Genomic DNA, 26,746 nt, shown 5'->3' with positions numbered 1-26,746 from the left:
TTATCTTTTTGTTTATTTTGAAAGCCTGTCTCAGCCCAGAGCCTTGATGCTCTCCAGGATCTTTTCCAGGCGGTCCTTCTGGGTCTGGAGGCGGGCTTTTTCCGCTTCCACCACCTGAGCGGGGGCCTTGGCCACAAAGCCGGGGTTATCCAGCTTTTTGAGGACAAAGTCGATATCACTCTGGCACTTTGCCCGCTCCTTTTCCAGACGGGCCAGCTCCTTTTCCCGGTCGATCAGGTCGGACATGGGGATAAAGGCACGGGCGGCGGAGGTGATGACCTGTACCGCTCCCTCAGGAGAGAAGGGCCCGCCCACCTCTACATGGGAGGCGGAAGCCAGACGCATGATGAAGGGAGCGCCGTCCTCAAAGACCTTGGGCTCGGCGGTCTCGATGCACACCTTGGCCTTCTTGCTGGGGGGGATGTTCATCTCGGCACGCTGATTGCGGATAGCCTTGATGATGTCCATCACCTTCTGGAAGTCCGCTTCCTCTTTGGCGAAGGTCAGCTCCTCACTGTAGGTGGGCCACTGGGAGACCATAATGCTCTCTCCCTCTCCCTCATGAGGCAGGTTCTTCCAGATCTCCTCGGTGATGAAGGGCATGAAGGGATGGAGCAGCTTGAGGGTATTGGCGGTGACATATACCAGCACCTGCTGGGCGGCCAGAGCGGTCTCTCCGCCGGCCTGGAGGCGGGATTTGGTCAGCTCGATATACCAGTCGCAGAGGATATCCCAGATGAAGTCATACAGCTTCTGCACCGCGATGCCCAGCTCGAACTTCTCCAGGTTGTCGGTCACTTCCTTGACCAGGGTGTTGTAAAGGCTGACCACCCACTTGTCCTCAGTTTCCAGCTTCTCCGGCAGACGGCAGCTGGTGATCTCATCGGAGAGGTTCATCAGGATGAAGCGGCTGGCGTTCCAGATCTTGTTGGCGAAGTTCCGGCTGGCTTTCACCTTGTCGTCAGAGAAGCGCATATCGTTGCCGGGGCTGTTGCCGGTGGCCAGAGCGAAGCGGAGGGTATCAGCGCCGTACTGGTCGATGATCTGAAGGGGATCGATGCCGTTGCCCAGGGATTTGCTCATCTTGCGTCCCTGAGCGTCCCGCACCAGTCCGTGAATGAGGACGGTATCGAAGGGGGTCTGTCCCATCTGCTCGCAGCCGGAGAAGATCATCCGGGCCACCCAGAAGAAGATGATGTCGTAACCGGTGACCAGGGTGTTGGTGGGATAGAAGTAATCAAGCTCCGGGGTCTTGTCCGGCCAGCCCAGGGTGGAGAAGGGCCACAGAGCGGAGCTGAACCAGGTGTCCAGGGTGTCCTCATCCTGGGTCATGACGCCGCCGCACTTGGGACAGGTGTGGACCTCCTCCCGGGAGACCACCATCTCGCCGCAGTCGGCGCAGTAGTAGGCGGGGATGCGATGGCCCCACCACAGCTGGCGGCTGATGCACCAGTCCTTGATGTTCTCCATCCAGTGATAGTAGGTTTTGTCAAAGCGCTCAGGAACAAATTTGGTCTGGCCGGAACGGACCGCCTCAATGGCAGGAGCGGCCAGGGGTTCCATCCGCACGAACCACTGCTTGGAAACCATAGGCTCCACAGTGTTGTGGCAGCGGTAGCAGGTGCCCACCTCATGCTGGAGGGGCTCCACGGATTTCAGGAAGCCGCCGGCCTCCAGATCTTCCAGGATGGCCTTCCGGGCCTCCATGGTGGTCATGCCGGCGTATTTGCCGCAGTCCAGTACCTCCGGCTCACCGGCGGCAGCACGGCCGCTGGCAAACAGCTCGTCGGCTGCGGCCTTGTCTGCAGCTCCGGTCATATGGCCGTCGTAGGTGAATACCCGAACGATGGGCAGATCATGGCGCTTGCCCACTTCGTAGTCGTTGGGGTCGTGGGCGGGGGTGATCTTCACAACGCCGGTGCCCTTCTCCATGTCGGCGTGATCGTCGCAGACAATGGGGATCTCCTTGTTGAGCAGGGGCAGGATCACATGGCAGCCATGGAGATGAGCATACCGGGGGTCAGCGCCGTTGATGGCCACGGCGGTATCGCCCAGCATGGTTTCAGGACGGGTGGTGGCCAGCTCCAGCATTTCGCCGGTTTCCTTGACAGGGTAGAGCAGGTGCCAGAAATGGCCGTCCTGGGTCTGATACTCCACCTCAGCGTCGGAAATGGAGGTGTTGCAGTGGGGGCACCAGTTGACCATCCGGTTGCCCCGGTAGATCAGGCCCTTTTCATACAGGCGGCAGAACACCTCGTTGACCGCCTTGTTGCAGCCTTCGTCCAGGGTAAAACGCTCCCGCTCCCAGTCGCAGGAGGAGCCCAGCTTTTTCAGCTGTTCCACAATGCGTCCGCCATACTTTTCCTTCCAGGCCCAGGCCCGCTCCAGGAATTTTTCCCGGCCCAGGTCCTCTTTGGTCAGCCCCTCTTCCTTCATGGCGCTGACGATCTTGGCCTCGGTGGCAATAGAGGCGTGATCGGTGCCGGGGAGCCACAGGGCGGAATAGCCCTGCATCCGCCGCCAGCGGATGAGGATATCCTGGAGGGTCTCATCCAAAGCATGGCCCATGTGCAGCTGTCCGGTGATGTTGGGTGGGGGGATGACGATGGTATAGGGGGTCTTTTTGGGGTCCACGTCGGCGTGAAAATAATTCTTCTCCAGCCAGAAAGCATAGAGACGATCTTCCACCGACTGGGGATCGTACACTTTAGCCAGTTCTTTAGCCATTCTTTTACCTCCTGCCGCGGGCCTTGCCGCCCGCGTAGTTTTGTTTTTCCAGGGAACAAAAAACGTCCCGCCGCTTGCGCGACAGGACGTAAAAGGTTCTTTTACGCGGTACCACCTGCGTTCGCCCCCTGAAAAGGGGCGCACTCCACCGGAACGGAAACCATTCCGAGACCTTTGATAACGCGGGGACGCCGCGCCGGGGACTACTGAAAACCGCAGTTTCTTTCGATCCGGGACTCCAAGGCTACTTCAGCAGGTCCCATACGCGGCATTTTCAGCAATCCGCCGCTCTCTGAGGAATGGGTGTGTCTGCTTACTACTCCTTTTCACAGTCTTTCCCTGAAAATTTACACCTACACCATATCACGCCGGGGGGTAAAAGTCAAGGAAAACTTGGTCTTTTTAAAGGAAACACTCCATGCTTATTCCAGGTTCAGGTGATTGGAAAGAATGTAGTTGGTCAGGAAGAAATATCCCACACCCATCAGGATCTGGAGCACCAGGGAGAGAATCATGATACCGTTGAGGAAAAATCCCATTTCCGCAGTAGTGGACAGATTGGTGCCGGTAAGATTGAAGCCGGTGGTCAGGACGCTGGAAATGGTATTGGTGATCATGGACAGAGCGATATAAGCGCCGACAGCACCCACGATGCGATGCTTTTTAAACAGCTGCCCCAAGGCGATGGCCGCGTAAATCATCAGCGGGCTGGCCAGGGAGGAGACGATGATGGACAGCACCATCATCAGCGAGAAGCCGGCGGGATTCACACCCAGCTGCCGGAAGATGAAGGAAATGGGGTTGCCCACTTCCCGAAAGAACTCCTGAAGGGAGCGGGCGGCCTCTCCCTGATACACCACCAGCATGACTGACAAAAACATCATGATCCAGCCCATCAGCTGCCAGGCGGCAGCTACCAGCAGTTTGGAAAGGATGAGGTGATGGGTTGGCACCGGTAAGGTATGCATCAGATAGCCTTCACGGCCGGTGAGATTTTTGTAAAACCGCTGCACAACCACCACCAGACCGATGATGATGACACTGAAGATCACCAGCACATAGCCCACCATCACCACACCTACCACAAGATCATAAAAGGCTATGAAGGAGGGATTGATGGGGGCGCCGTCCATCATTCTGCTCAGAGAAAGCCGCCCCACCAGGGAGAACACCAGCAGTACCACATACAGCGGGATAAAGATCCGGGCTGTGGATTTGAATTCATATTTCAGCAGTTTACTCAGCATCTGTATACCTCCCGGAACAGTTCGTCCACCGATTTGCCCTGTTTTTCCCGGATGTCATCCACGGAGGAGACCATGGCCACCTTGCCATAGGCCAGGAACACCACATCATCCAGCACCCGTTCCACATCGCTGATGAGGTGGGTGGAGATGATGACGGTAGCATCAGGATTATAGTTGCCGATGATGGTGCTGAGGATATAATCCCGGGCAGCCGGATCCACACCGCCGATGGGCTCATCCAGCAGATACAGATGAGCCTGGCGGCTCATGACCAGAATCAGCTGCACCTTTTCCTTGGTGCCCTTGGAGAGGTGTTTCAGACGGGCGTGGGGATCGATTTGCAGCCGGGAAAGCATATCATAGGCTTTGGCAGAGCTGAAATCAGCGTAAAAGTCGGCAAAGAAGGCGATAATGTCCATCACCCTCATCCAGTCGTTGAGATAGGTGCGGTCCGGCAGATAGGAGATCATGGCCTTGCTTTCCTTACCGGGCCGGTAGCCATTAATGAAAATGTCCCCATGAGTGGGGGTAAGCAGACCGGCGATCAGCTTGATCAGGGTAGTTTTGCCGCTGCCGTTTGGTCCAAGCAGCCCTACGATCCGTCCCCGCTCCAGGGTGAGGGAGATATCGTTGAGAGCCTGGATATTGCTGTAGATCTTAGTCAGGTTCCGGATCTCCAGCAGGGGGAACCTGTTGTCGGTATTCATTCTTTTTCCTCCTCACTCAGCTTGTCTTTGATGATGGCCAGTACCTCTTCGCGGGTCAGACCAATAGAGCGCATCTGTCCCAGAAACTGCTCCAGATGCTGGGTTACCAGCTCTGTTTTCAGCTGATCCAACAGCTGCCGGTCCTCAGTAATAAAACGTCCGCTGGTTCTCTGAGAAAAAACCAGCCCCTCCCGGCCCAGTTCATCCAGAGCTTTTTGCATCGTATTGGGGTTGACCTTGGCTTCCGCCGCCAGGTCACGCACCGAAGGCAACCGGCTTCCTGCCGGCAGTACGCCGGAGATGATCCCCAGTTTGATCTGCTCCAGCAGCTGAATATAAATGGGTCTGTCCCCTTGAATCTGCCACTGCATCCCATCGGCTCCTTTCTGATTATTGTATTATGAAACTAATACAATAATACGATATGAATCAAATTTTGTCAACATGGGGACACAAAGAACTTTTGAAAAACCGGGTTTATCCGGCCCTCAGAGTATGTTATACTGAAAACATCGGAAAGCCATCTGCTCTATATAACGAAGGAAAGAAAGAATTTCTTGAGGCTTTTGGAAAAAAATGATTTTTTTGTATCTGAAAAAGTCAGTTTCGTACCATACTTGCAGAAAATGGTAAAACCTTTTGCAAAAGGAAAAAGAGCCGCCGTCTTGATTTCCTTTCAGGCCAGGGGTGGTCCGGTATTTTGTTCATGAAATAACGGGAGGAGCGGAAAACGGATGCAGGTGACCCATCTGTTTTTGGATGCGGACCAGACTTTATTTGATTTTGAACGGGCGGAGCGCGCGGCCTTTACCGCCATCTGCCTGGAGTTGTCGCTGCCTCATGATGGGCAGCTGTACCAGCTGTACAGTGACATCAATGCCAGAATGTGGGCCTTGCTGGAACAGGGAGGCATCACTAAAACCGCCCTTCGCCGGGAACGGTTTCGTCTGTGGCTGGAGGCGGCAGGATTCTCAGCGGACCTGGAGGCCCTCAGTGACGGATATACCCGTTACCTGGGGGAGATGGCTTTTTTGTTCCCCGGGGCTGAGGAATTTTGCCGGGCTGCCGCGCGCAAGTATCCTCTTTACCTGGCCACAAACGGTATTGCCGCAGTGCAGCGGGGAAGGCTTGCCCGCTCTCCTTTGGCCAATGTGTTCCGGAAGGTATATGTTTCGGAGGATTTGGGATGTGAAAAGCCCAGCCCTGACTTTTTCCTGCGCATGTTGGCAGATGCGGGAGCAAAGGCGGAGAATTCCCTGATGGTAGGGGACTCACTCCGGGCGGATATTTCCGGAGCTCAGGGAGTGGGAATGAAGGCCTGCTGGTACAATCCCCATTCCGTTGGTGCGGGAAACGCAAAGCCGGATTACATTGTCCACAGCTATGAAGAGTTGTACAGGCTGCTGGAGCTGTGAGGAAAAATGACCGCCGCCCTTTGGAGTGCACCTGTATATTTTCAGCTGAGTTCTTCTGTTTCAGGGGAAGAATGAAAGAATCTGTTCCAATAAAAAAGACCGGTATCTTTGTTAGACCGGTCCAGGTTGGGGGTAAATATCAGGGAACGTCCGGAGCAGCACAATGGTAAGAACCACTGCCGTCTCCAGCGCAAAAAAGTAAATCAAAGCAGCGGCCAATCTTTTGCCGCAAGCTGGATGGTACAATTTCGGTGGTGTACTTTCAGATGGAAAAATCCCTTTGATCGCAGATGACTGGGGTTCTTTCCCTTTTACAGATTTTCAGACAAAAAACGGGCCGGAGAGTAAAGTGAAGTGACCCCAAAAAGTTAGACAATATTTGAAAGTAAAAATTGTCTAAGCAGCCGAAAGGGCTTGTTGTCTGTGAAGAGCAGGCGGCAAGCCCTTCAGCTTTGCCTTGATGCGGCGGTTGTTGTAGTAATCCAGATAGTCCAGCAGTTCCCGCTTGAAGTGCTCCATAGATTCAAATTCTTGCAGATACAGCAACTCACTTTTGAGTAAGCCAAAGAAATTTTCCATAACAGCATTATCCAGACAGTTACCTTTGCGGCTCATACTCTGTTGAATTCCTTTCTTACGAAGCATACGCTGGTACTGCTTATGTTGGTATTGCCAACCTTGGTCGGAATGAAGGATTAACTCTGTTGCATCTGGTATTGTTTCAAAAGCCTTATCCAGCATGGTAGTAACCATACTCAGAATCGGTCGGTCAAAGATGGCATAACTCACCAAATACCCGTTGTGTAAATCCAGGATTGGAGAAAGATAGAGCTTCTGGCCAAATAGGCTGAACTCTGTCACATCGGTGACCCATTTCTGGTTTGGCTCTTCAGCACAGAAATTCCTGTTTAGCAAATTAGGAGCAATTTTGCCCACTTCTCCCTTGTAAGAATGATATTTCTTGATTCTGACACGGCAGACTAAGCCTAATTCTTTCATAAGCCGCTGGACAGTCTTGTGATTGCAAATAAATCCACGGTTATGTAACTCAGTTGTGATACGGCGGTACCCATACCGTCCTTTGTTCTCGTGGTAAATCAGGGTGATTTCTGCTTTGACTTCCTTGTATTTGTCTGGTACCCTCATCTGCTTCAGATGATAGTAGAAGGTAGCACGAGGAAGTTGAGCGATTTCGAGCAGAAACGACAGCGAGAATTCATGCCTCAGTTTTTGAACTACCTGCGCTTTTTGTGCTGGCGTCGCTCTTCTTCCAAAACCAAGGCTTGCAAGTTTTTTAAGTAAGCATTTTCTGCTCGTAGCCGCTGAACCTCAGCGAGTAAATCCTCTTCCACTTTGCTTGGCAGTCTCTCCGTTTCGCCCGTACTCCTGCGTCCTCGACGCTCTATAGCAAGGCCTTCCGGACCTTCTTCCAGATAAATCCGTTCCCAGCTTTGAATGCGTCCATGTCCATGGACTTCGTATAGCTTGGCAGCTTCCTCATAGCTAAGGCCATCTTGCATGACTGCCTCAACCACCTGCTTCTTGAATTCTGGTGTATAACGTTTGTTTGGTATTCCTTTTGGCATAATAAAGCACCCCACTTCTTAGTCAGTATATCATACTGTCTAACAAATGGGGTGCAGTTCAAAAGTCTCCGGCCCGTTTTTTTCAGTCCATTTTCGCTGTCCCTGCGACGGAAGATGTATAGGAACGATCCATCGTCACCACAGCGTAATAGTGAGGAGAAAGGGCTTTGATTCCCTTTTCAATCTGCTCCAGCAGCTGAGGATTGGTGACAGTACAATCAAAAGGAACTGTGACATCAAAAATCAGGTTGCTGTGGGTTTCGCCCCGTACCAGGCGGAAGTCGTGGATGGTCAGGGAGGGATCGATCTGCTGGACCAGCTCAGCCACCTGCTGGCGGAGGCGGTTAACCTCCGGATCGTCGGTGACCACAGGGTCCAGATGGATCACCAGGTGGACCCCCATTTCCTCCAGAATCTCCCGTTCGATATTGTCGATCATGTCGTGGCTTTTGAGAATATCCTCATTGGCCGATACCTCCGCGTGAACCGAGGCAAAGCAGCGGTTGGGGCCATAACTGTGAACCATCAGGTCATGGACACCCAGAACACCCTCGTGATTGGATACAAAGGATTCGATATCCTCCACCAACTGCTGGGTGGGGGCGTCTCCCAGCAGCTTATCCAGCGCTTCCCGGATGATGCCGTAGCCGGAACGGAGGATGAATACCGCCACCACAAGACCCATCCAGCCATCCAGGGGATAACCAATGATGGGGCTGAGAATAACCGACAGCAGCACAGCGGAGGTAGCCATTACGTCGGAAAGGCTGTCGGCGGCGGTAGCGGCCATCATGGAGGAATTGATCCGTCGCCCCAGATTGCGGTTGAACAAATATAACCACAGCTTCAGCAGAATGGAACAGACCAGCACCACTGCCATCAGCAGGTTGAATTCCACCATTTCCGGATGCAGAATTTTTTCCACAGAGGATTTGCCCAGCTCAAAGCCCAGCATCAAAATCAGCAGCGCCACCACCAGAGAGGAGATGTATTCAATTCTGGCATGGCCGAAGGGATGCTCCCGGTCTGCGGGACGGGAAGCAAGCCGGAAGCTGAGCAGAGAGATGACCGAGGAACCGGCATCGGACAGGTTGTTGACGCCGTCGGCGGTAATGGAAACGCTGCCGAAAATGGTACCGGTGATGAACTTTCCGGCAAACAGCAGGAGGTTGACCAGAATACCCACTGTACTGCCCAGACGGCCATATAGTTCCCGCACTTTGTTGTTGGTGACCTGTTCGTGGTCACGAATAAAGGTCCGCACCAAAAAATCTGTCATATGTAGCACCCTCCCAAGAAGCTTGCGTCAAACAATTCTTTATATTATAACTTTTTCCTGATTTTGTTGCAACTTTTTTCTGAAAGATCCTTCTGTGTCAATATCCTCTCATCCATTGCGCCATGGGAAAAAAACGTGGTATACTGGGCTGTATATCCCAGAGGTGTCAGCTGCTGTTTGACAGAAGGCGACAGGGCTTTCCGGATGTTTTCCCGACAGTTTGCAGATGTTGCTTTTTTCTCAGTTTTCACAGGAGGTCAGATCATATATGACAATGACAGAACAGATTTTATTGATAGCGCTGGGTATTCTGGTGCTGCTGACGCTGGCGCTGCTGGCGTTGGTGATCGTACTGAGCAGCCGGGTCAGCGCTTTGAGCAACCGGGATGTTCTGAACAAATGTGAGGAACTGCGCCGGGAGCTCAATGAAGGGCAGAGAGGACAGCGGCAGGAGCTGAGTGAAGCCACCCGTTCGGCTATGGAAGCGGTAAGCCGTCAGTCGTCGGTGCAGATGAATCAGCTGGAACGGCGTTTTCAAAGCTATGCCATGGAAAATGAACAAAAGCTGGAAAACATTCGTCTGACAGTGGAAAAACGGCTCAATCTCATTCGCCAGGACAATACCCAGCAGCTGGACGAAATCAGAGCCATTGTGGAGCAAAAGCTGCAAAAAACTTTGGATGACCGGATGACCCAGTCTTTCCAGCTGGTCAACGAGCGGCTGGAGCAGGTTTACACCGGTCTGGGCGAGATGCGGACCCTGGCGGTTGGGGTAGGGGACCTGAAAAAGGTCCTCTCCAACGTCAAAACCCGGGGCATATTGGGAGAAGTGCAGTTGGGAGCGATTTTATCGGATATTCTGGCGCCGGAGCAGTATGGGGTCAATGTGGCCACCAAACGGGGAAGCCGGGCAGTGGTAGAGTTTGCCGTGCGTCTTCCGGTCCAGAATGGGGACCCGGTCTGGCTGCCCATTGATTCCAAGTTTCCCGCTGACGCCTATAATGATCTGCGGGACGCGGCGGACAGCGGTTCGCCGGAAGCGGTCCAGCAAGCCGCTTCGGTGCTTCAAAGCCGGATTCGCGCCTTTGCCAAGGATATTCGGGATAAATATATCGACCCGCCCTATACCACCGATTTCGCCATTATGTTCCTGCCCTTTGAGGGACTGTATGCCGAGGTAGTGGGGCGGGGGATGGTAGAGCAGCTGCAGCGGGATTATCGGGTGAATGTGGCAGGTCCCAGCACCATGGCTGCCCTGCTCAACTCCCTGCAGATGGGCTTTCGCACCTTCGCCATCCAGCAGCGCAGCGGCGAGGTATGGCAGGTGCTGGGGGCTGTGAAGACAGAGTTTGACCGGTTTGGAGCGGTACTCCAAAGCACCCGCAGCCGTTTGGAGCAGGCGGAGCAGGAGCTGGACCGTTTGGTGGGAGTGCGCACCAGGGTGATCCAGAAAAAGCTTCAGCAGGTAACCGCTCTGGAGGCTGGAGCGGCCCGGGAGCTTTTGGGGGAGGAAACAGAGGAATAAAGGTGCTTTCTCCTGGGAAACGGGGAAAGGGGTTGTATAGCGGTTTGATTTATACTATAATACATTTATAGAGAATGACTGTGAAATGTTTTTGTGCATTTCAAACTAATATGCAGCCTTGATTCTGGCAGTAATACGGAGGAAGAGCAATGTCCCATCAGGAAATGGAGTCGATGAATGAATTATTGTCCATGACGTCCTTCCAGCTGGAAGAATACGTCGCGCAGGCACTGGAGAATAATCCTGTGCTGGAAGCGGACGAGCATTTTACACCCCGGGATGAAGATATCATTCCCGGGGACCGGCCGCTGTCTCCATATGGCAGAAATGTGGCGGCAAATCCCACCCTGAGAGATGTGCTGATGCTCCAGCTGATGACTACGGAGAAAACAGTTTTGCTGCCGGTGGCGGAATATATTATTGGTTGTCTGGACCGAAAAGGTTATCTCAAACGTTCCATCGAAGAGTTGGCGGATGAAACCGGTCTTTCCCGTGAACAGGTGGAGCAGACAGTACAGGTGCTGCAGGGATTTGATCCGGCGGGCGTATGCGCCGGAAATCTTCAGGAGTGTCTGCTGCTTCAGCTGCGCCGCAGGGAAGATTGTATGCCGCTGTCCATTCGTATCGTGAAGGATTTTCTGGAACCTTTGGCCCGGGGCGAGCTGGAACAAATCGCGGAGGATACCGGCAGCACTGTGGAAGAGGTTCGCCAGGCGCTCAAAGAGATTCGCACCCTCAATCCCAAGCCCGGCAGCAATTATTCCAGCCCGCAGCCGGTTGTACTGCCGGATGTGAAAGCAGATCTGTGGGAGGGCAGTTTACGGGTGTCGGTGGTGTCTGGCCCCCGATTGGCCATCAATCATTATTATCTGGAGCGCTTGGATCTGGTGGATCAGCTGACCCGGGAATATCTGGACCGGGAGATTGAGGAAGGGCGGCAGCTGATCGGCCGTTTGCAGCGCCGGTGGGAGATTCTCTCCCAGGTGGCCCGGTGGCTGGTTGCCGGGCAGCAGGAATTTTTGTTTCATGGAAAGGAATTGCGTCCATTGACTGCGGCTGATGGAGCGGCAGCGTTGGGGCTGGAGGAAAAAACAGTCAGATTGGCTGCGGAAGGGAAATATCTTCAGTATTCCAAGGGTTCCATTTCCCTGACCTCGCTGTTTAAGGACAGATAAAATTTTTATATTGAATTGGTTTCAGGTACGGAAACTGTAAATGGTTTCCGTACCTGTTTTGTTTTGGTAAGGAAATCACCGGTTCTGCCAGTGAAGATATATCATAAAAAGTCCTGGCTTCAGGCATTGAGCAAAGAAACCGCTGTCAGGGATAGGAAGTGTCCGCTGGAACAGTGGCGGCCCGTTTGCGGTCCGTGGAACAAGGAATGTGAGTGAAATAAAAATCCAGTGCTTCCTTGGCGCACATACTGGTAACAGACCCTTACAGGACCAATTCGAGATACTGGCTGATTTGGCGGCTATAGTTGTAATTAAAATACAATATGTATAATATCTAAAAAATAATACATTTTTGAGAATATTCCGCCTTCCAAAAGGACTTTTTAGAAACAAATGGGAAAAAGCAATGGAAAATATCACAGGCACCCATTGATAAAAAGGAGGAGCCAGAAGAAAGAACTTTGTTGATTTGGATAAATTTATTCTACATTATACTTCTAGTATTATCTTTCTTCAGGTTCCTGCCGCCCGCCTGCGGCATAACATAGTATTGCACCAATATAGGAGGTGATTTTATGAATGACGCTTATCGCAATCGCTGTTGCTGCTGTCCCGGTCCCCAGGGTCCTGTAGGCCCCCAAGGCAGACCCGGTCCTGCGGGTCCCATGGGTCCTCAGGGACCGATTGGTGATACCGGTCCCCAAGGCCCTGCCGGCCCGCAGGGTGAAACTGGTCCCCAAGGTCCCATTGGACTGCAGGGACCAACCGGTCCCCAGGGTCCTGCCGGCCCGCAGGGTGAAACTGGTCCTCAGGGTGAAACCGGTCCCCAGGGTCCTGCTGGCCCGCAGGGTGAAACTGGTTTGCAAGGCCCTGCTGGCCCCCAAGGTCCTACTGGTCCCCAGGGTCCTGCTGGTCCCCAGGGTGAAACCGGTCCTCAGGGCCCCGCTGGCCCTCAGGGTGAAACCGGTCCCCAGGGCCCTGCTGGTCCTCAGGGTGAAACCGGTCCCCAGGGTCCTGCTGGTCCCCAGGGTGAAACCGGTCCTCAGGGCCCCGCTGGCCCTCAGGGTGAAACCGGTCCTCAGGGCCCCGCTGGTCCTCAGGGTGAAACCGGTCCCCAGGGCCCTGCTGGTCCTCAGGGTGAAACCGGTCCCCAGGGCCCCGCTGGTCCTCAAGGCCCTGCCGGTCCTCAGGGCCCTGCTGGTCCCCAGGGTGAAACCGGAGCCCAAGGCCAACCCGGCACATTTGCAACCAACACTTGGTACCACAGTTGGCAAAATGATAGTGTCAGCAATCAAGCGATTTCGGGTGGAGTTACCCTCGCCAATTCCGAATCGTCTTCGCCCAGTGACTTTTTCAGCGACGGTGTAGGGGTGCTCATCAAGAAACCCGGAACCTATCTGGCACTGTACAATGTTCAGGTCCCGGCTAATGTATCCTTGAATACAACCTTCTCTTTGCAGCAGAATAATCAGAATGTTCCTGGGATGATTGTACAGGTCAGTCGTTCCGAAGACTCCGACAGTGCGGTTTACAGTGCCCAAGGTACGTTTAATGCTGTGGAGAATGCCACCCTTCGCCTTTCCTCCAAATCGGTTATCAATTATACAGGCGCACCCAATCTGACTCTGCTCAGTTTAACACTGATCCGTTTGTCTGGAGACGATTCAGCTGCCCAGGCGGGCAGCACGTCCTGATCCTGCTTGACATCAAAAAAGATGCCTGTTGGATGAAAAGAAAAACCCTTGCCCGAAAATAGAGGCGGGGGAGAAGCACTTGGCTTCTCCCCCGCCTGAGTGTGCCGAAGGAGTTCGGCACACTTCCAGGGGGTATCCAATACCCCCTGGATACGCCGCCTGGTTTCTGACGAAACCAGCGGCGATACCCCTGGTTTCGCGCCCCGGTGGGCGCGGGTCGTGGTATAAAAATCAGGCACATGTCCCTCTGAGTGTGCCGAAGGAGTTCGGCACACTTCCAGGGGGACCCAGTCCCCCTGGATACGCCGCCTGGTTCCTGACGAAACCAGCAGCGATACCCCCGGTTTCGCGCCCCGGTGGGCGCGGGTCGTGGTATAAAAATCAGGCACATGTCCTGATTTTTATGATTTTGAATTTTGTTTTTTCTTGGAAAAAGGGTTTTCGACAGACAGAGACGGGGGAGAAGCACTTGGCTTCTCCCCCGTCTCTATGATAGAGTGAAAAAGAATGAAGATGACTAAATTAGTTGCAGATGGTCTTTTCGGTTTCGGCATCGAAGAAGTGGGTCTTGTTCATATCGATGGCAACCTTGATGACATCGCCGGGCTTGTAGGTGGAACGAGGAGGAACCTTGGCCACAATGTTGGTGCCCTCCACTACCATGTAGATATAGATCTCAGCGCCCATCAGCTCTGCAATTTCCACATTGGCTTCCACTTCCAGTTCACGGAAGTTGGACAGGAACAGCTCATCGTCATGAATGGCCTCGGGACGGACGCCCATGATGACCTTCTTGCCGATGTAGTTGTCGAAAACGCCATCAGCAGTTTTGCCCTTGGGGATTTCCAGGCTGTATTTGCCGAAGTTTGCAAAGAGCGCCTCGCCCTTCTTCTCGATGGTGCAGTCGATGAAGTTCATTTGAGGAGAACCAATGAAGCCGGCGACAAACTTGTTGCCGGGGCGATCATACAGATTTTGAGGAGTATCCACCTGCTGGATGACGCCGTCCTTCATAACCACGATGCGGTCGCCCATGGTCATAGCCTCGGTCTGGTCGTGGGTAACATAGACGAAGGTGGTGCCCAGCTTCTTATGGAGCTTGGTGATCTCGGTACGCATGGCGGCACGGAGCTTGGCGTCCAGGTTGGACAGCGGCTCGTCCAGCAGGAACACGGCGGGATCACGAACCATGGCGCGGCCCAGGGCCACACGCTGTCTCTGACCACCGGAAAGCGCCTTGGGCTTACGGTTGAGCAGATGGGAGATGTCCAGAATCTTGGCGGCTTCCTCTACCTTCTGCTTGATGGTCTCCTTGGGGACCTTCCGCAGCTCCAAACCGAAAGCCATGTTCTTGTAAACGGTCATATGGGGATACAGAGCATAGTTCTGGAACACCATGGCGATATCTCTGTCCTTGGGTGCCACATCGTTGACCAGACGGTCGCCGATGTACAGCTCGCCTTTGGAGATTTCCTCCAGACCGGCGATCATACGCAGGGTGGTGGACTTACCGCAGCCGGAAGGACCAACCAGAATGACGAACTCCTTGTCCGGGATTTCCAGATTGAAGTCATTGACCGCAGTGACGTCGCCGGGATAGATTTTGTAAATATGACGCAGGGAAATGCTTGCCATGAAAAGGCCTCCTTTTGTATCAGTTCCGCTAAAAAAACATCAACGAAAGGTGATGTTTTTAACTCATGTACCCATCTTATCATCCTCTGTCCCCTGAGACAAGGGTAAGTAATTGATATACCCTTGATTTTCTCCTTTAAAAAGGGTAAAATCTTGATGGATTATATGAAGAGCCATTGAGGCGTCAAGGGGGCGGAGAAATGGAAGAGGAAAGCTTGGCTATGCAGGCAAAGCGGCTGATTGAAGAAGAGTATCCTTATCTGGATGGAGTGGAGGATCTGGCGGACCGCATTGCGGTGAGCAAATGCCATCTGATCCGTTTGTTTACCCGGGAATTCGGCATCTCGCCGGGGCAATATCTGATCAAAGTGCGCATCAACGCGGCCCGGCAGTATCTTTTGGAACGGGAACATTCGGTGGAGATGATCGCGGGCCTGGTTGGCTTTTCAAACGGCAACTATTTCTGCAAGGTGTTCCGCCGCCTCAATGGAATTTCACCGGGAGAATTCCGGCGTACGCATCCGTCCGAATCAACAAAGGGCAGTATTCCCGGAGAAGATGAATCTTATGTGTAAAGGGCGCAAGCCGTGAAAAAAGGGAGAGTGAAGCCCATGGAGCGGCTCAGCAGCGGCTACCGGTGGACCATTTGGGCCTGTTATGGGGGATATATTGTACAGGCGGTGGTGAACAATATCAGTCCTTTGCTGTTTGTGCTTTATCAGACACGGCTGGGGCTGAGCCTGGGCAGCATTTCCCTGTTGATTGCCGCCAATTTTGGTTTTCAGATCATAACAGATCTTTTGGCGGTCCGATATGCCGACCGCTTGGGTTACCGCCGGTGTATGGTGCTGGCGCACCTGTGCGCGGCGGCGGGACTGGTGGGCATTGGACTGCTGACACCTTTATCCTCCCGTCCGCTGTTGGTGCTGCTGCTGTCAACGCTGCTTAATGCTGTGGGAGGCGGTTTGCTGGAGGTGCTGGTCAGCCCCATTGTGGAGGCAGTTCCTTCCAAAGAAAAGGACAAGGCTATGAGCCTGCTGCATTCCTTTTACTGTTGGGGATGTGTGGCGTTCATTCTTTTGACCACACTGGGCCTGAGGCTGGCGGGAGAAGAAAACTGGGGGCTGATTCCTTGCTTTTGGGCGCTGCTGCCGCTGGTCAACGGCTTTGTCTTTACAAAGGTGCCCATTGGCAGGCTGGTGGCGGAGGGTGAGGAACTGCCGCTGAAAAAGCTGTCCTCCATGAAAATGTTTTGGCTGCTGGCTGCGGTGATGGTTTGCGCCGGGGCAGCCGAACAGTCTATGTCCCAGTGGGCTTCCTATTTCGCGGAAACAGCTTTGGAAGTGGATAAAACCATGGGAGACCTGCTGGGGCCCTGCGCCTTTGCGGTGCTCATGGGCGGTGCGAGAGCCTTTTATGGAGCGTCAGGAGAGCGGCTGCGCCTGGTTCCGGCGCTGATGTGCAGCGGGGGACTGTGTGTGGTCAGTTATCTGCTGGCGGTTTTCGCGCCGCATCCTCTTATAGGGCTTTTGGGCTGTGCCCTTTGCGGGCTTTCCGTGGCGCTGATGTGGCCGGGTGCCATCAGTCTCAGCGCGGCGGCCTGCCCGGCGGGAGGGACGGCGATGTTCGCGCTGCTGGCTTTGGCAGGGGATTTGGGTTGTTTTACCGGCCCGCAGCTGGTTGGTCTGGCGGCGGAGCTGTCACCTGAAATGGGCCTGAGGGCAGGTCTGCTGGCGGCGGTAGTGTTTCCGGTGCTTTTGATGGCGGTGGTTGGCAGCATTTCCCGCGGGAAGAAGATCCCATAGAAGCGGGAAGGGAAAAGAAGGAGAAATAGTGCCCCCTCATATCCCCTGGACAGAAAGAAATTTTTAACAGGAAAGCTCAGGTTAAAAGTATGTGGGGAAAACGGCTTATAAAGGAAAGGATGAGCAGCATTATACAGCGTGAGATCAAATATATGGATGAGACCCAGGAAAGTAAATTGCGTCTGAATGATGCCAGACTGGTAGATCTGGTTCGGGAGTTTGCCAAGATAAAGACCCTTTACAGCTGTGCGCTGCGGGAAGTGACCACCAAGTTTGAGGTGCTCAATGAGGATCTGTCCACCCGGCATAACCGAAATCCAATTGAATTTATTACTTCCAGGATCAAAAGCCCGGAAAGCATTGTCAACAAATTGCAACGGCGGGGATTGGAGCTGAGCCGGGAATCGGCCGTGGAAAATCTCAGCGATATTGCCGGGGTTCGGGTGATCTGCTCTTTTATCGAGGACATCTACCAGGTTGCGGAGATGTTCACCCGTCAGGATGATGTGAGGCTTTTGGAGGTGAAGGATTATATCAAGCATCCAAAGCCCAACGGCTACCGCAGTTATCATATGATCGTGGAGATTCCGGTATTTTTTGCCGACAAAAAGCGCAACGTCAAGGTGGAAGTGCAGCTGAGGACCATTGCGATGGATTTTTGGGCCAGCCTGGAGCATCAGATGTACTATAAAAAGAACCAGGAGGATTCCGGGGAAATTGCCTCCCGTCTCAAACGCTGCGCCGAGATCATTGCGGCCACGGACCGGGAAATGGAAGAGATCGGACGTCTGCTTTACGCGGCGCGGCAGAAAGAGCTGGAGGAGAAAAAGGAAGCGTGATGGACCGTTTTGCCGGCTGCGGGGAAACGTCCCCCAAGGCAGTGGTGATTTAAAGCCACAGACAAAGGAAGATTGGAGGACAGGCTTATTTCCATCCCATCCCTTGCAGAAACCTGTTTGGTTCTATGTATGGGGACTGCTTTGCTGAGCCGCAGAGGAGTTTTTAAAATACAAAAAGTTATATTTTGTAAAAACAAAACAAAAGGTATATTATGATTTACCCTTTATCAGTTTGAGAGGGAAGAACAGCAGGGCTTTCCGCTCCATTTCTCTTTTCCACCCGCTATTTTTTCTTCCACCTATTTTTGCGGCCTTTGTCTGCCTGATCTTTTTTAGTTTGTATGACAGCTTCTTGTAAGAGGGGTTGTTCTCCACGTCAGTGGGTTTCCAAAATCTTTTAAAAGATTTCGTTTGATACGCTGAGGCGGCGGCCTTTGGAATATTTCCAAAGGCAGCCGCCTCATTTTGCTTTTATTGGATATGCTCCTCGGCGCAGTTATCCAACACCTGTGGGCCAGTACGGCCTCCGTCGGATATATGCTGCCGGGCCATGCCGGTGCAGTCGAATTTGGGACACAGCCGCTTGCCTGGATCAGCTGCAAGATCAGGCCCCAGGGAGATTTTTTTCTCCGGTTTTATGGCGTTCTCACCGGCAAATTTTTTTTGATTCATCCGCTTCACCTCCCTCTATCATCATGCCCTGAAAGAGGAAAGATACCACAGGCGCTTTTTGTCAAAATAAAAATAAAATTTTTCACCCAGCGGACGGCTTTGTCCTGGCTTGTGGAAGAGAGAGACTGCGGAACAACAGATCTGCCTTAACGGCGCACCAGCACAAAACGGCTGCTGTGATGGAAGCGGTTGGGAGGAATACCGGCATCCTCATGGTTGGAAAGAACCTCTGGATGGAACACGACGCTGGAAGCCAGGCATTCGGCGTGCTCAAACAGGCAATCAGCCAGGGGCACGCTGGGACCGGTAAGGATTACCCGGGCGTTTTTGCTCAGTTCCAGCAGCCGGGGCATGGTTTTGTTGGCAAAAGCGGAGCCGGTGATAAAAACAAAGTCCTGCCCAGGCAGAATATATTCACAGGCACTGTCCGGCAGGTCTCCGGGACCGGGGTCCCGTTCCAGCACCGAAAGGGTACAATGGGGTGCAACCACCGTGTCCAGTCTGGGGAAGCGGCCGATGACGGCTACCTTTTTTCCCTCCAGCTCAGGCAGATACTGTTCAAAAATATCGGTTTCAGGATCGCTTTCCTGCCAGCCCATATTTTTGGCGTTTTGGGGCGTGTTATACCAGGCATTGATGGCGGCCATTCCCACTGCCGCCTCCAGAAAATTCCAGGAAGTGACCAGCTCCGCAGCTTGACGAAGGGGATGTCCTACTGCGTTTCGGATGGCATCTGTCTCAGGACATTCCCCCTGGCGCAGAAACATGGCCACACCGGCGGTTCCCTGCGCGGTGGTCACCATTGTCCACAAACCGGGCCGTACCGATGTGATGACAGGACTGTCCTCAGGGATTCCTTCCAGTAATTTTTTATAGAGACTCCACATCATCCATTGCTCCTTTCAGCAGCCGGGGCGGCAGGTCCTGGACTTTGACCGCCACCACATAGCCGTGTTTGACATTGGGCAGATAGTACCCATTTTCCGCCTTGTGGGAGGCCAGATATTCTTCCAGCTGAGAGGCGGTGGGATGAAAATCAAAATAATATTCCAGAAAGGTTTTCACTTCCTCCTCATCCCGGAGCCATTGCCCAAAAGGAAGGGAAAAAGGAGTTTCCTGATATGGCACTCCCAGAGCCTGAAGTACCGGAACAACGGTTTTGTGGTTTTCCCGTCCCCGGTACCGGGCACGCTGAGGAAGATAACGGTTGAGGTCATAGCTGTCATTTTCCTCGTTGGAGGCAGGCATTATCGAAAGGATGACCTTACCGGCCAGTCGGGAGAGCACTGGCAGGTTACGTCCCAGACCGTTGCAATAGCTGAGCACCACAGCGTCCGGGAGGGGATGTGGCTGCCACAGGGTCCAATCAGCTTCCAGCGTCTCCAGGTTGGTGATGTTCCGTCGGAGGCAGTTTTCCGCCAATCGGCCCAGGGCAGGTGTGCTGACGTCCACACAGATCATCCGCCGGCAGAAGGAAGAAAGCTCCATGCTCAGGTAACCCAGGCCGCAGCCCAGGTCCGCGATGGTATCGCATCCTTCCAGGTAGGGCTGGGCCAGGCAGGCCACACGCCGGTGAAAGTCGCAATGAAGAGCAGCTTGTTCGTACCAATCCATGCTTTGGTCGGTCCATTGAAACATTTGGCAGACATCCTTTCTCAAAGGGCAGCTGGACTTTTGAGGGCTGCGGTGGTAGGATGAAGTAAATCATTGGGTGCGCTACAAGTCTTTCCGGTACAAAAAGCAGATACAGAAACGGCTTGAACCTTTTGGGCGCCCAAAGGGATGCCGGTGTGTGCCGGTTTCTGTAAAGGGGTAAGGCAAACGATGAAAAAACATCTTTTTTTGACAGGTGAAAAACAGGTGGGCAAAACCACCGCTATTGAAAAGTTCCTGGAAATGTGGCCAGGAGAGGTGGCTGGCTTTGTCACACGCTCTCAGGTGGATCAGCAGGGCAGACGGGTGTATGTCTGTTCCCCCGATGGCAAAAGGAAGATGGAGGCGGTCCATTTCACAACACCGGAACATAAGGAGCCCTGTGACCCCAGGGCCTTTGAGGGATTGGCAGTGGAACTGCTCAGACAGAGCGCCCGCCCCGGATGTGTGACCCTGATGGACGAGTTGGGCTTTATGGAAAGCGGTATCCGTCCCTTCACCCAGGCGGTGCTGGAGCGGTTGGCTCTTCCCTGGCCTGTGCTGGGGGTATTGCGGCTGGAAGATAATCCGTTTCTCCGGTCAGTGGCAGAGCATCCCATGGTCCGGGTAGTGATGGTGACAAAGGAAAACCGGGACAAATTGCCCCGGTTGCTGTACCAGTATTACACCACGGAAGATGACTGGCCGGAGGAGTAAAATGTTTTATTGTTCAAATCCCGTGGGTCAGGAGAAAGAGGCTGAGGCTGCCGCCCCAGCCTTTTTGCTGCTCCGGTGGGCTCAGTCCTGGGCGGGCTTGTAGTAAGCGCCGTCGGCACAGGCCCGGCAAAGGACCCGTCCATTGCGGATGATGTGCTTGCCATCCAATACGGATTCTCCGCACTGACTGCATACGGCTGTGGCACAGGGAGGTCCGGGCAGATCGCCGGGAGCCATGTCCACAGTTACCCACTGAACGTTGAAGAGATCCTCATCCGTAAGCTTGGAGAAATATTCCACCAAATCAGCGCCTTGGGGAGCGTAGTGCTTGCCGTTGGAAGAAATACGGACGGCCTTGTTTGTTTCCAGGTCCACAAAAGTGGCGGCCATTTTACCGTAGTTGAGCCATTTCAGGGTACGGCGGCCCAGAGAACAGCCGGTGACAGTACCGATGGCATCGGTGATGCAGCGGTCGGTTTCGATGTAGCAGATCAGGCGCTTGGATTTTTTGGGCTCCTCAATGCCCAGCAAACGCAGAGCGTACCGGGCCATGCGGACGCCGCTCATCTGGCCCCCGCAGAGATGTCCGTGAAAGGCTACCGCCTCCTGCAGATCCTGTTCAAAGGTGTTCATTTCAAATTCCTCCTTCAGTAACCGGTAGATCCGGCATTTGAACCGATAAAAAAACCTCCCCTTTGAGGGGAGGAAAGCATTCTGACGCACAATTCATCCAGGGCGGGGCCGTGGAGCGGGCAGCGGTGCTTTTCCTTTTCAAAGGGAGGAAGGCCAGGGAGTTTCCTCCGGGACCCTGGCGCCGGTTGGGCGCGCGGCTTTTGACCTTGGGCAAAGCCTGTAGGTGAAAAAAGCTCGGAAAAGTATCAAATTTGCGATTATTTTACCATTGTGGGAAACTTTTGTCAACCTTTGTTATCCCTGGAAAAGCTTCATGTGGAGAAGGGTTCTTCCGTCCCATCGGGATTGAACTGATACCCCATTCCCCAAACAGTGCGGAGAAAACAGGGATTCTTGGGGTTTTCTTCAATTTTGGCGCGAAGATGGCTGATATAAACCATCACCGCGTTGCCGTCCACGATCACATCTCCCCACACATGGCGGTAAAGCTGCTCTTTGGTAAAAACCTCCCCCGGATGGTCCAGAAACAGCTTCATCATGATATTTTCCTTGCTGCTCAGGGGGATTTCCACTCCGTTTTTTTCCAGGCGCATGGTATCGCTGTGATATACAAAGGGACCGGCCACCTGGGCCTGAGAATTTTGCTGAACGGCTTTGTTGCGGCGGATGAGGGCTTTGATTTTCGCGCCCAGCACCACAGGATTGAAGGGCTTGGCAATATAATCATCCGCCCCCAGCTCCAGCCCGTAAAGGGTATTGTCCTCCTCGGAGCGGGCGCTGAGGATCATGATGGGGATCTCATTCTTTTTCTCCCGCAGCTGCTGCACCACCGCGAAGCCGTCCATTCCTCCCAGCATGACATCCAGCAGCACCAGATCAAAGGTTTTTCCGTAGCTCAGCAGTGCCAGAGCCTCTTCGCCGCTGGCAGCGGTTTCCGCCTCCAGCCCGATACGCTCCACCACCCGGGTGAGTACCTTGCGGACAGCGGGTTCATCGTCTACGATCAATACCCGTTCCTTCGCCACGGCGATTCCTCCTTAGGAAGCAATGATAATAACGTTATTGTATCATATAAAGGGATGGGTTGTACAGAAAAAACTATGCGGCAGCAAAAAGGGGGAGGCAAAATTCTCAAACAAAGGAAAATTTTACAAAGACCGGACGTTTTGTAAGGAGGCAGGAGCCGTCCTGACCAAGGGGGGCTTTCCTTTCTTTTCGGGGTGTATTACAATAAAAGCCAGATCACCGAACGGGGGACGGTTATGAAGTTCAATTGGATCAAAACGCGCAGAGGGCAGAATCTTGTACGGCTGATGGCTCTGCTGACTACAGCGGTACTGATAGGCACATGGATCATCGCGCCTCTGTACCGGCAGATGCAGCAGAAGGAGATTGACAGCCAGCAGCATCAGTTGACGGTGCTGATGACTTCCGCTGCCAGCAATTTGGAAAATTATCTGAACAACTATCGAAAAGATTTCGATGTCATCCGGGCAAATCCCCAGTTTGTGGAGGGAGTAGCGGAATATTTGTCCACTGGCGAGGATGAAACCCTGTTGGATTTTCTGGATAACTATAATGCCGCCACCGGCAGCTTTGTTGCGGATATCATGCTTACCGACGCTCAGGGAGAGGTGCTGGTAACCACCCGTAAGGAAGGCCCTTATACGAATCTGACCCCCGATGCACCAGCTGCCGGTTTGCGGGTGTATGCCAATGAACAGGGGGAGCTGTATCTGGCCATTTCCGCCTCTGTGGGAACCAACCATCGGGTACAGAGCATGGTGGATGTGGAAAGAATGTGTGAAGATACCGCGTCCCTGGTCTCCATTGGCCAAAGGGGTTCGGTTTCCCTGTGCCATTCCAGCGGAATAACACTGGTCCATGTGGATTCACAGGTGGTGGGCAGTTCGGCGCTGGAAAGCTGGCGGCAGCGGTATGGGCAGCTGGATCTTTCCGGTGAGGAGGAGCTGCTGGAGAGGCAGCTGCGGGGAGAAGCGGGAACTGCTGTCTATCAGTCCTATTGGTGGCAGGAGCAGCCGCCGGCTCCCGCCAAAAAACTATGCGCTTTTGCGCCCCTTTGGATTGGCAATGATTTTCTTTCCATCAGTGTTGTGGCGGATTTCAATGAGATTATGGCGCCGATGAATCAGGCGTTGATTTCCATTGGCAGCGTACTGTTCATTCTGACGGCCGCCTCGGCGATCATGGGGACACTGCTGTATTCTGTCAGCAGGAAGAAAAAGGGGATGGAAGAGGAAAACCTGTATCTGCGTCAGCTCAACGATTCTTTGGAGGAGCTGCGGCGTAGTGAGGAAAAGCTGCGGCATTTTCAGCGTCTGGAGACCATCGGTACACTCACCGGAGGTATGGCCCATGAGCTGAATAATCTTCTGACCCCCATCATGGCCTGTTCCATGATGCTGATGGATGATGTAACACCGGGGCAGGAGCAGGCCTATGAGGATGCCAGGGAAATTTATTCCGCGGCGGCCCGGGCAAAGGAGGTCATCCAGCAGTTCACCGCTCTCAGCCGGAAGGATGGGGAGACCACGATGAAAAATCTGGATCTGGAGCAGGTCGTTGCGGATGCGCTGAAGATGGCGGTAAGCGCCAAGCCCAAGGGAGTGGAAGCCCAGTGCAGCCTTTGTCTGGAAGGGCGGCGGATCATGGGCAGCGAGACCCAACTGGGACAGGTGGTTTTGAATCTGGCGGTGAATGCTTATCATGCCATTGAACAAAAGGGTGGGCAAGGACATTTTCGGGTCACAGGTACTTTGGAGCAGCGGGTGGATTCCCCCGGAGAGTGGGCGGTGCTCACCTTCCAGGACGACGGCTGCGGAATGGAACAGGGACTGCGGGAACGGATCTTCGATCCCTTCTTTACCACCAAAAAGAACGGGGAAGGGACCGGTTTGGGACTGTCCATTGTACAGAGCATTATTGAAGGACATCAGGGCTCCATTCAGGTGGACAGTGTTCCTGGTGAGGGAACCGTATTTACCATTCGTCTGCCGGTAGGGGTCGCCGCCTCCCAGGGAGAAAGCAAGCGTCAGGGCGAGCCCCTCCAGGTGCTGCTGGTGGAGCCGAATCCAAAGGTGCTGCTGATGCTCCAGAAGGCACTGCGTCAGGAGGGCTGTGAAGCCATCAGCTTCCGGCGGCAGGAGGAGGCCCTGGAGGTTTTGCGCACGGAGAATACGGTGGATGCCATCGTATTGGGATGTGACGCCTCCGGAACGGCTGAAACACAGTTCGCCCTGATGGCCAGAGCCTGCCATCCCGAGGTGCGTATCCTTCTGCTCACCGGCTTTGTGGACCGTCAGGTGGTGGAAAACGAACGAAAAGGCATCATTGACAGCTATCTGGTCAAGCCGGTCCGGGCCCAGGAGGTATGGGACAGACTGCGCTCCCTGTTCCCATAAAAGAAAACCATAAGCTATCCCCCTTATTGGCAGGACCGCAGCACAGGTATCCCGTTTCAGACACGGTGGCACGGAGCCTCTCTTAAAAATAAAGCCCCTCATGGATCAGACTGCTGAACACAGCGATCCATGGGGGGGTTAAATATCAGGCAGACCGGCAGTCAGAAGCAGCGGAAAAAGTCCCGGATAAAGGTAAGGGCGGCTCCGGCTGCGGAGGGTTCCACAGGATATCGGCCGGCAGTCAGATAGCTGCACACGTCATCAGCACCGGAAGTCTGGTCGGAAATCATGCGGCGCAAAAAGCTGAGATGGGGCGCCAGAAAGCTGCCCACTTCTCCGCCCAGCACCACGCCGCAGTCGAAAATGGCATGAAGCTGTGCGGCAGCCCGGCACAGATGTCCGCTGTAGGTTTGCCAGACATTGCAGCAGGAAGGGTCCCCGGCTTCCACCAGCTGGAAGAAGCGTTCCAATGATCCTCCGGCTGCCTGAGCCAGCACCTGGGAAGAACAGCAGTCCTCCAGTCGGGCTGCCCGATCCTGTCCCTGAGCGTCCTTGCTGATGACGGCAAGCTGCCCGAAGTCACAGCTGTGCATCCGGTCACCGGAGTATAGCTGTCCGCCACAGGAAAAGGACCCGCCGACGCTGCTGTTGAGAGAAAGATATACCAGGTTTCCGGGATTCTCCTGATCCCAGAATTCTGTAATGGCTGCCGCATGAGAATCATTGAGAAACCGGCAGGGAAGCCCGCAGCCGGAGAGGAGCATCTCGGTTTGCAGATTGGAAATGGCGAGACTGCGAGAAGAGATGACGGTGGAACAGTCAGCGGAAAGAGAACCGGGCAAGGTTACTCCTACCCCCAGGATCCGATCCCGTGGCACAGAGCATTTGACCAAAAATTCCTCCAGGGACCGGCGCAGCTGGGACAGATATTCCTCGTCCAGGGAAAAATCCTTTTTCCATACCTGCTTGGAAATAATTTGCCCCAGCAGATTGACGCAGACCATGGTGTAGCGCTGGGGAGTGATGCTCAGTCCCACAGCGGCTCTGGCGTTGGGCACAGGAGCGATGGCTGCGGCTTTCCGCCCTCCCGTAGAAGCGAAAGCCTCCTTTTCTTCGGCCAGTCCAAGAGCAATCAGTTCCCGCACGTTTTGTGCCACCGTAGGCAGACTGATATCCAGAATCTTAGAAAGTTCCTGCTTGGAAACCCGTTGAAACTGAAGCAGTTGGCGGTAAACCTTGCGGCGGTTCACACGCTTGACATCCATATCTGGAATTTTTGAAGCCATTCTAATCACCTCTAAATCGTTCTTCGCTATTTTCACGGGTTTCGGCCGGAGCTTTGAAGAAAACCGGAAAAGAAAAGCGCAATAACAAAATCATCCAAATTATTGAATATATTTCTATTTTCTGTTTTAAAAGCAACAGGCCGCCCTGAATACAGGACGGCTCAGATTGTAGAAAAACCTGTTTCCAAGAAAAACAAAATTCAAAATCATAAAAATCAGGACATGCGCCTGATTTTTATACCACGACCCGCGCCCACCGGGGCGCGAAACCGGGGGTATCGCCGCTGGTTTCGTCAGGAACCAAGCGGCGTATCCAGGGGGACTGGGTCCCCCTGGAAGTGTGCCGAACTCCTTCGGCACACTCAGAGGGACATGCGCCTGATTTTTATACCACGACCCGCGCCCACCGGGGCGCGAAACCGGGGGTATCGCCGCTGGTTTCGTCAGGAACCAAGCGGCGTATCCAGGGGGACTGGGTCCCCCTGGAAGTGTGCCGAACTCCTTCGGCACACTCAGAGGGACATGCGCCTGATTTTTATACCACGACCCGCGCCCACCGGGGCGCGAAACCGGGGGTATCGCCGCTGGTTTCGTCAGGAACCAAGCGGCGTATCCAGGGGGACTGGGTCCCCCTGGAAGTGTGCCGAACTCCTTCGGCACACTCAGAGGGACATGCGCCTGATTTTTATACCACGACCCGCGCCCACCGGGGCGCGAAACCGGGGGTATCGCCGCTGGTTTCGTCAGGAA

The 26,746-nt window shown here is 53.9% G+C and carries 20 protein-coding genes, 3 pseudogenes, 1 riboswitch and 1 other annotated feature; of the genes and pseudogenes, 9 read left to right on the top strand and 14 right to left on the bottom strand.

The window, feature by feature from the left end; translation table 11 throughout:
- Positions 1-30 precede the first annotated feature (30 nt).
- The 4 genes from BQ5383_RS00885 to BQ5383_RS00870 all read right to left on the bottom strand — a co-directional run bounded on the left by BQ5383_RS00885 (position 31) and on the right by BQ5383_RS00870 (position 5,052).
- Positions 31-2,727, bottom strand: a complete 2,697-nt coding sequence (locus tag BQ5383_RS00885) for a valine--tRNA ligase (protein WP_071428934.1) — start codon at positions 2,725-2,727, stop codon at positions 31-33.
- A gap of 79 nt (positions 2,728-2,806) precedes the next feature.
- Positions 2,807-3,066, bottom strand: a binding site (T-box leader).
- A gap of 83 nt (positions 3,067-3,149) precedes the next feature.
- Complete coding sequence (locus tag BQ5383_RS00880) at positions 3,150-3,974, bottom strand: hypothetical protein (protein ID WP_071428933.1); 825 nt, start codon at positions 3,972-3,974, stop codon at positions 3,150-3,152.
- The gene (locus BQ5383_RS00875; RefSeq protein ID WP_071428932.1) at positions 3,968-4,681 is read right to left on the bottom strand and encodes an ABC transporter ATP-binding protein; all 714 of its coding nucleotides are present in this window, start codon (positions 4,679-4,681) and stop codon (positions 3,968-3,970) included. Before BQ5383_RS00875 ends, BQ5383_RS00880 begins: the two co-directional genes overlap by 7 nt.
- On the bottom strand, positions 4,678-5,052 hold the full coding sequence (locus BQ5383_RS00870) for a GntR family transcriptional regulator (RefSeq protein ID WP_071428931.1): 375 nt from the start codon (positions 5,050-5,052) through the stop codon (positions 4,678-4,680). Before BQ5383_RS00870 ends, BQ5383_RS00875 begins: the two co-directional genes overlap by 4 nt.
- A 363-nt stretch (positions 5,053-5,415) precedes the next feature.
- Here BQ5383_RS00870 and BQ5383_RS00865 point away from each other — a divergent pair, with 363 nt between their 5' ends.
- Positions 5,416-6,096: a YjjG family noncanonical pyrimidine nucleotidase gene (locus tag BQ5383_RS00865; protein ID WP_071428930.1), complete on the top strand. Its 681-nt coding sequence runs from the start codon at positions 5,416-5,418 to the stop codon at positions 6,094-6,096.
- A gap of 396 nt (positions 6,097-6,492) precedes the next feature.
- On the opposite strand, the pseudogene BQ5383_RS00860 reads toward BQ5383_RS00865, so the two are convergent.
- The 3 genes and pseudogenes from BQ5383_RS00860 to BQ5383_RS00850 form a co-directional block, all read right to left on the bottom strand.
- Positions 6,493-7,442, bottom strand: a pseudogene (locus BQ5383_RS00860) (IS3 family transposase); the annotation flags it as partial.
- A gap of 15 nt (positions 7,443-7,457) precedes the next feature.
- Positions 7,458-7,682: pseudogene (locus tag BQ5383_RS22050) on the bottom strand (transposase); the annotation flags it as partial.
- Positions 7,683-7,764: 82 nt separating this feature from the next.
- Complete coding sequence (locus BQ5383_RS00850; protein ID WP_071428927.1) at positions 7,765-8,961, bottom strand: cation diffusion facilitator family transporter; 1,197 nt, start codon at positions 8,959-8,961, stop codon at positions 7,765-7,767.
- Between the two features lie 268 nt (positions 8,962-9,229).
- On the opposite strand from BQ5383_RS00850, the gene BQ5383_RS00845 reads away from it, so the two are divergent.
- The 3 genes and pseudogenes from BQ5383_RS00845 to BQ5383_RS21315 all read left to right on the top strand — a co-directional run.
- On the top strand, positions 9,230-10,486 hold the full coding sequence (locus BQ5383_RS00845; protein WP_139193305.1) for a DNA recombination protein RmuC: 1,257 nt from the start codon (positions 9,230-9,232) through the stop codon (positions 10,484-10,486).
- A 149-nt stretch (positions 10,487-10,635) separates the two neighbouring features.
- Complete coding sequence (locus BQ5383_RS00840; protein WP_071428926.1) at positions 10,636-11,661, top strand: RNA polymerase factor sigma-54; 1,026 nt, start codon at positions 10,636-10,638, stop codon at positions 11,659-11,661.
- Between the two features lie 575 nt (positions 11,662-12,236).
- Positions 12,237-12,872: pseudogene (locus BQ5383_RS21315) on the top strand (collagen-like domain-containing protein); the annotation flags it as partial.
- Positions 12,873-13,877: 1,005 nt separating this feature from the next.
- Here BQ5383_RS21315 and BQ5383_RS00830 read toward each other — a convergent pair.
- Positions 13,878-14,990: an ABC transporter ATP-binding protein gene (locus tag BQ5383_RS00830; RefSeq protein ID WP_071428924.1), complete on the bottom strand. Its 1,113-nt coding sequence runs from the start codon at positions 14,988-14,990 to the stop codon at positions 13,878-13,880.
- Positions 14,991-15,190: 200 nt separating this feature from the next.
- On the opposite strand from BQ5383_RS00830, the gene BQ5383_RS00825 reads away from it, so the two are divergent.
- The 3 genes from BQ5383_RS00825 to BQ5383_RS00815 all read left to right on the top strand — a co-directional run bounded on the left by BQ5383_RS00825 (position 15,191) and on the right by BQ5383_RS00815 (position 17,634).
- Positions 15,191-15,565: a helix-turn-helix domain-containing protein gene (locus tag BQ5383_RS00825; protein ID WP_071428923.1), complete on the top strand. Its 375-nt coding sequence runs from the start codon at positions 15,191-15,193 to the stop codon at positions 15,563-15,565.
- Positions 15,566-15,601: 36 nt separating this feature from the next.
- Positions 15,602-16,795 (top strand): MFS transporter, encoded by a 1,194-nt coding sequence (locus tag BQ5383_RS00820; RefSeq protein ID WP_071428922.1) that lies wholly within the window; start codon positions 15,602-15,604, stop codon positions 16,793-16,795.
- A gap of 119 nt (positions 16,796-16,914) precedes the next feature.
- On the top strand, positions 16,915-17,634 hold the full coding sequence (locus BQ5383_RS00815) for a GTP pyrophosphokinase (protein ID WP_235821910.1): 720 nt from the start codon (positions 16,915-16,917) through the stop codon (positions 17,632-17,634).
- Between the two features lie 471 nt (positions 17,635-18,105).
- Here the strand turns inward: BQ5383_RS00815 and BQ5383_RS00810 are convergent, their stop codons facing one another.
- The 3 genes from BQ5383_RS00810 to BQ5383_RS00800 form a co-directional block, all read right to left on the bottom strand.
- Positions 18,106-18,306, bottom strand: a complete 201-nt coding sequence (locus tag BQ5383_RS00810) for a hypothetical protein (protein WP_071428921.1) — start codon at positions 18,304-18,306, stop codon at positions 18,106-18,108.
- 146 nt (positions 18,307-18,452) lie between these two features.
- Entirely contained in the window at positions 18,453-19,196 is a 744-nt protein-coding gene (locus BQ5383_RS00805; RefSeq protein ID WP_083389774.1) for a Rossmann-like domain-containing protein, read from the bottom strand.
- Positions 19,177-19,944, bottom strand: a complete 768-nt coding sequence (locus BQ5383_RS00800; protein WP_071428919.1) for a class I SAM-dependent methyltransferase — start codon at positions 19,942-19,944, stop codon at positions 19,177-19,179. Before BQ5383_RS00800 ends, BQ5383_RS00805 begins: the two co-directional genes overlap by 20 nt.
- A gap of 186 nt (positions 19,945-20,130) precedes the next feature.
- Here BQ5383_RS00800 and BQ5383_RS00795 point away from each other — a divergent pair, with 186 nt between their 5' ends.
- Positions 20,131-20,655 (top strand): nucleoside-triphosphatase, encoded by a 525-nt coding sequence (locus BQ5383_RS00795; RefSeq protein ID WP_071428918.1) that lies wholly within the window; start codon positions 20,131-20,133, stop codon positions 20,653-20,655.
- Positions 20,656-20,736: 81 nt separating this feature from the next.
- Here the strand turns inward: BQ5383_RS00795 and BQ5383_RS00790 are convergent, their stop codons facing one another.
- On the bottom strand, positions 20,737-21,288 hold the full coding sequence (locus BQ5383_RS00790) for an FmdE family protein (protein WP_071428917.1): 552 nt from the start codon (positions 21,286-21,288) through the stop codon (positions 20,737-20,739).
- Between the two features lie 115 nt (positions 21,289-21,403).
- Positions 21,404-21,540, bottom strand: a riboswitch (molybdenum cofactor riboswitch).
- Positions 21,541-21,599: 59 nt separating this feature from the next.
- The gene (locus tag BQ5383_RS00785) at positions 21,600-22,313 is read right to left on the bottom strand and encodes a response regulator transcription factor (RefSeq protein ID WP_071428916.1); all 714 of its coding nucleotides are present in this window, start codon (positions 22,311-22,313) and stop codon (positions 21,600-21,602) included.
- Between the two features lie 237 nt (positions 22,314-22,550).
- Here BQ5383_RS00785 and BQ5383_RS00780 point away from each other — a divergent pair, with 237 nt between their 5' ends.
- Positions 22,551-24,710 (top strand): sensor histidine kinase, encoded by a 2,160-nt coding sequence (locus tag BQ5383_RS00780; RefSeq protein ID WP_139193303.1) that lies wholly within the window; start codon positions 22,551-22,553, stop codon positions 24,708-24,710.
- Between the two features lie 161 nt (positions 24,711-24,871).
- Here the strand turns inward: BQ5383_RS00780 and BQ5383_RS00775 are convergent, their stop codons facing one another.
- Positions 24,872-25,996 (bottom strand): ROK family transcriptional regulator, encoded by a 1,125-nt coding sequence (locus BQ5383_RS00775; protein ID WP_071428914.1) that lies wholly within the window; start codon positions 25,994-25,996, stop codon positions 24,872-24,874.
- Positions 25,997-26,746 lie beyond the last annotated feature (750 nt).

Origin of the sequence: Angelakisella massiliensis (genome assembly GCF_900104675.1) — a bacterium.
In the GTDB taxonomy this organism is placed as follows: Bacteria; Bacillota; Clostridia; order Oscillospirales; family Ruminococcaceae; genus Angelakisella; species Angelakisella massiliensis.
This window is presented reverse-complemented; position numbering and strand designations above follow the sequence as displayed.

Coding starts and splice junctions, on each gene's coding strand:
- BQ5383_RS00800 (WP_071428919.1), bottom strand. CDS start 19,944: ATGTTTCAATGGACCGACCAAAGCATGGATTGGTACGAACAAGCTGCT.
- BQ5383_RS00815 (WP_235821910.1), top strand. CDS start 16,915: ATGAGCAGCATTATACAGCGTGAGATCAAATATATGGATGAGACCCAG.
- BQ5383_RS00880 (WP_071428933.1), bottom strand. CDS start 3,974: ATGCTGAGTAAACTGCTGAAATATGAATTCAAATCCACAGCCCGGATC.
- BQ5383_RS00850 (WP_071428927.1), bottom strand. CDS start 8,961: ATGACAGATTTTTTGGTGCGGACCTTTATTCGTGACCACGAACAGGTC.
- BQ5383_RS00775 (WP_071428914.1), bottom strand. CDS start 25,996: ATGGCTTCAAAAATTCCAGATATGGATGTCAAGCGTGTGAACCGCCGC.
- BQ5383_RS00845 (WP_139193305.1), top strand. CDS start 9,230: ATGACAATGACAGAACAGATTTTATTGATAGCGCTGGGTATTCTGGTG.
- BQ5383_RS00795 (WP_071428918.1), top strand. CDS start 20,131: ATGAAAAAACATCTTTTTTTGACAGGTGAAAAACAGGTGGGCAAAACC.
- BQ5383_RS00865 (WP_071428930.1), top strand. CDS start 5,416: ATGCAGGTGACCCATCTGTTTTTGGATGCGGACCAGACTTTATTTGAT.
- BQ5383_RS00870 (WP_071428931.1), bottom strand. CDS start 5,052: ATGCAGTGGCAGATTCAAGGGGACAGACCCATTTATATTCAGCTGCTG.
- BQ5383_RS00780 (WP_139193303.1), top strand. CDS start 22,551: ATGAAGTTCAATTGGATCAAAACGCGCAGAGGGCAGAATCTTGTACGG.
- BQ5383_RS00790 (WP_071428917.1), bottom strand. CDS start 21,288: ATGAACACCTTTGAACAGGATCTGCAGGAGGCGGTAGCCTTTCACGGA.
- BQ5383_RS00875 (WP_071428932.1), bottom strand. CDS start 4,681: ATGAATACCGACAACAGGTTCCCCCTGCTGGAGATCCGGAACCTGACT.
- BQ5383_RS00840 (WP_071428926.1), top strand. CDS start 10,636: ATGTCCCATCAGGAAATGGAGTCGATGAATGAATTATTGTCCATGACG.
- BQ5383_RS00810 (WP_071428921.1), bottom strand. CDS start 18,306: ATGAATCAAAAAAAATTTGCCGGTGAGAACGCCATAAAACCGGAGAAA.
- BQ5383_RS00805 (WP_083389774.1), bottom strand. CDS start 19,196: ATGATGTGGAGTCTCTATAAAAAATTACTGGAAGGAATCCCTGAGGAC.
- BQ5383_RS00825 (WP_071428923.1), top strand. CDS start 15,191: ATGGAAGAGGAAAGCTTGGCTATGCAGGCAAAGCGGCTGATTGAAGAA.
- BQ5383_RS00830 (WP_071428924.1), bottom strand. CDS start 14,990: ATGGCAAGCATTTCCCTGCGTCATATTTACAAAATCTATCCCGGCGAC.
- BQ5383_RS00885 (WP_071428934.1), bottom strand. CDS start 2,727: ATGGCTAAAGAACTGGCTAAAGTGTACGATCCCCAGTCGGTGGAAGAT.
- BQ5383_RS00820 (WP_071428922.1), top strand. CDS start 15,602: ATGGAGCGGCTCAGCAGCGGCTACCGGTGGACCATTTGGGCCTGTTAT.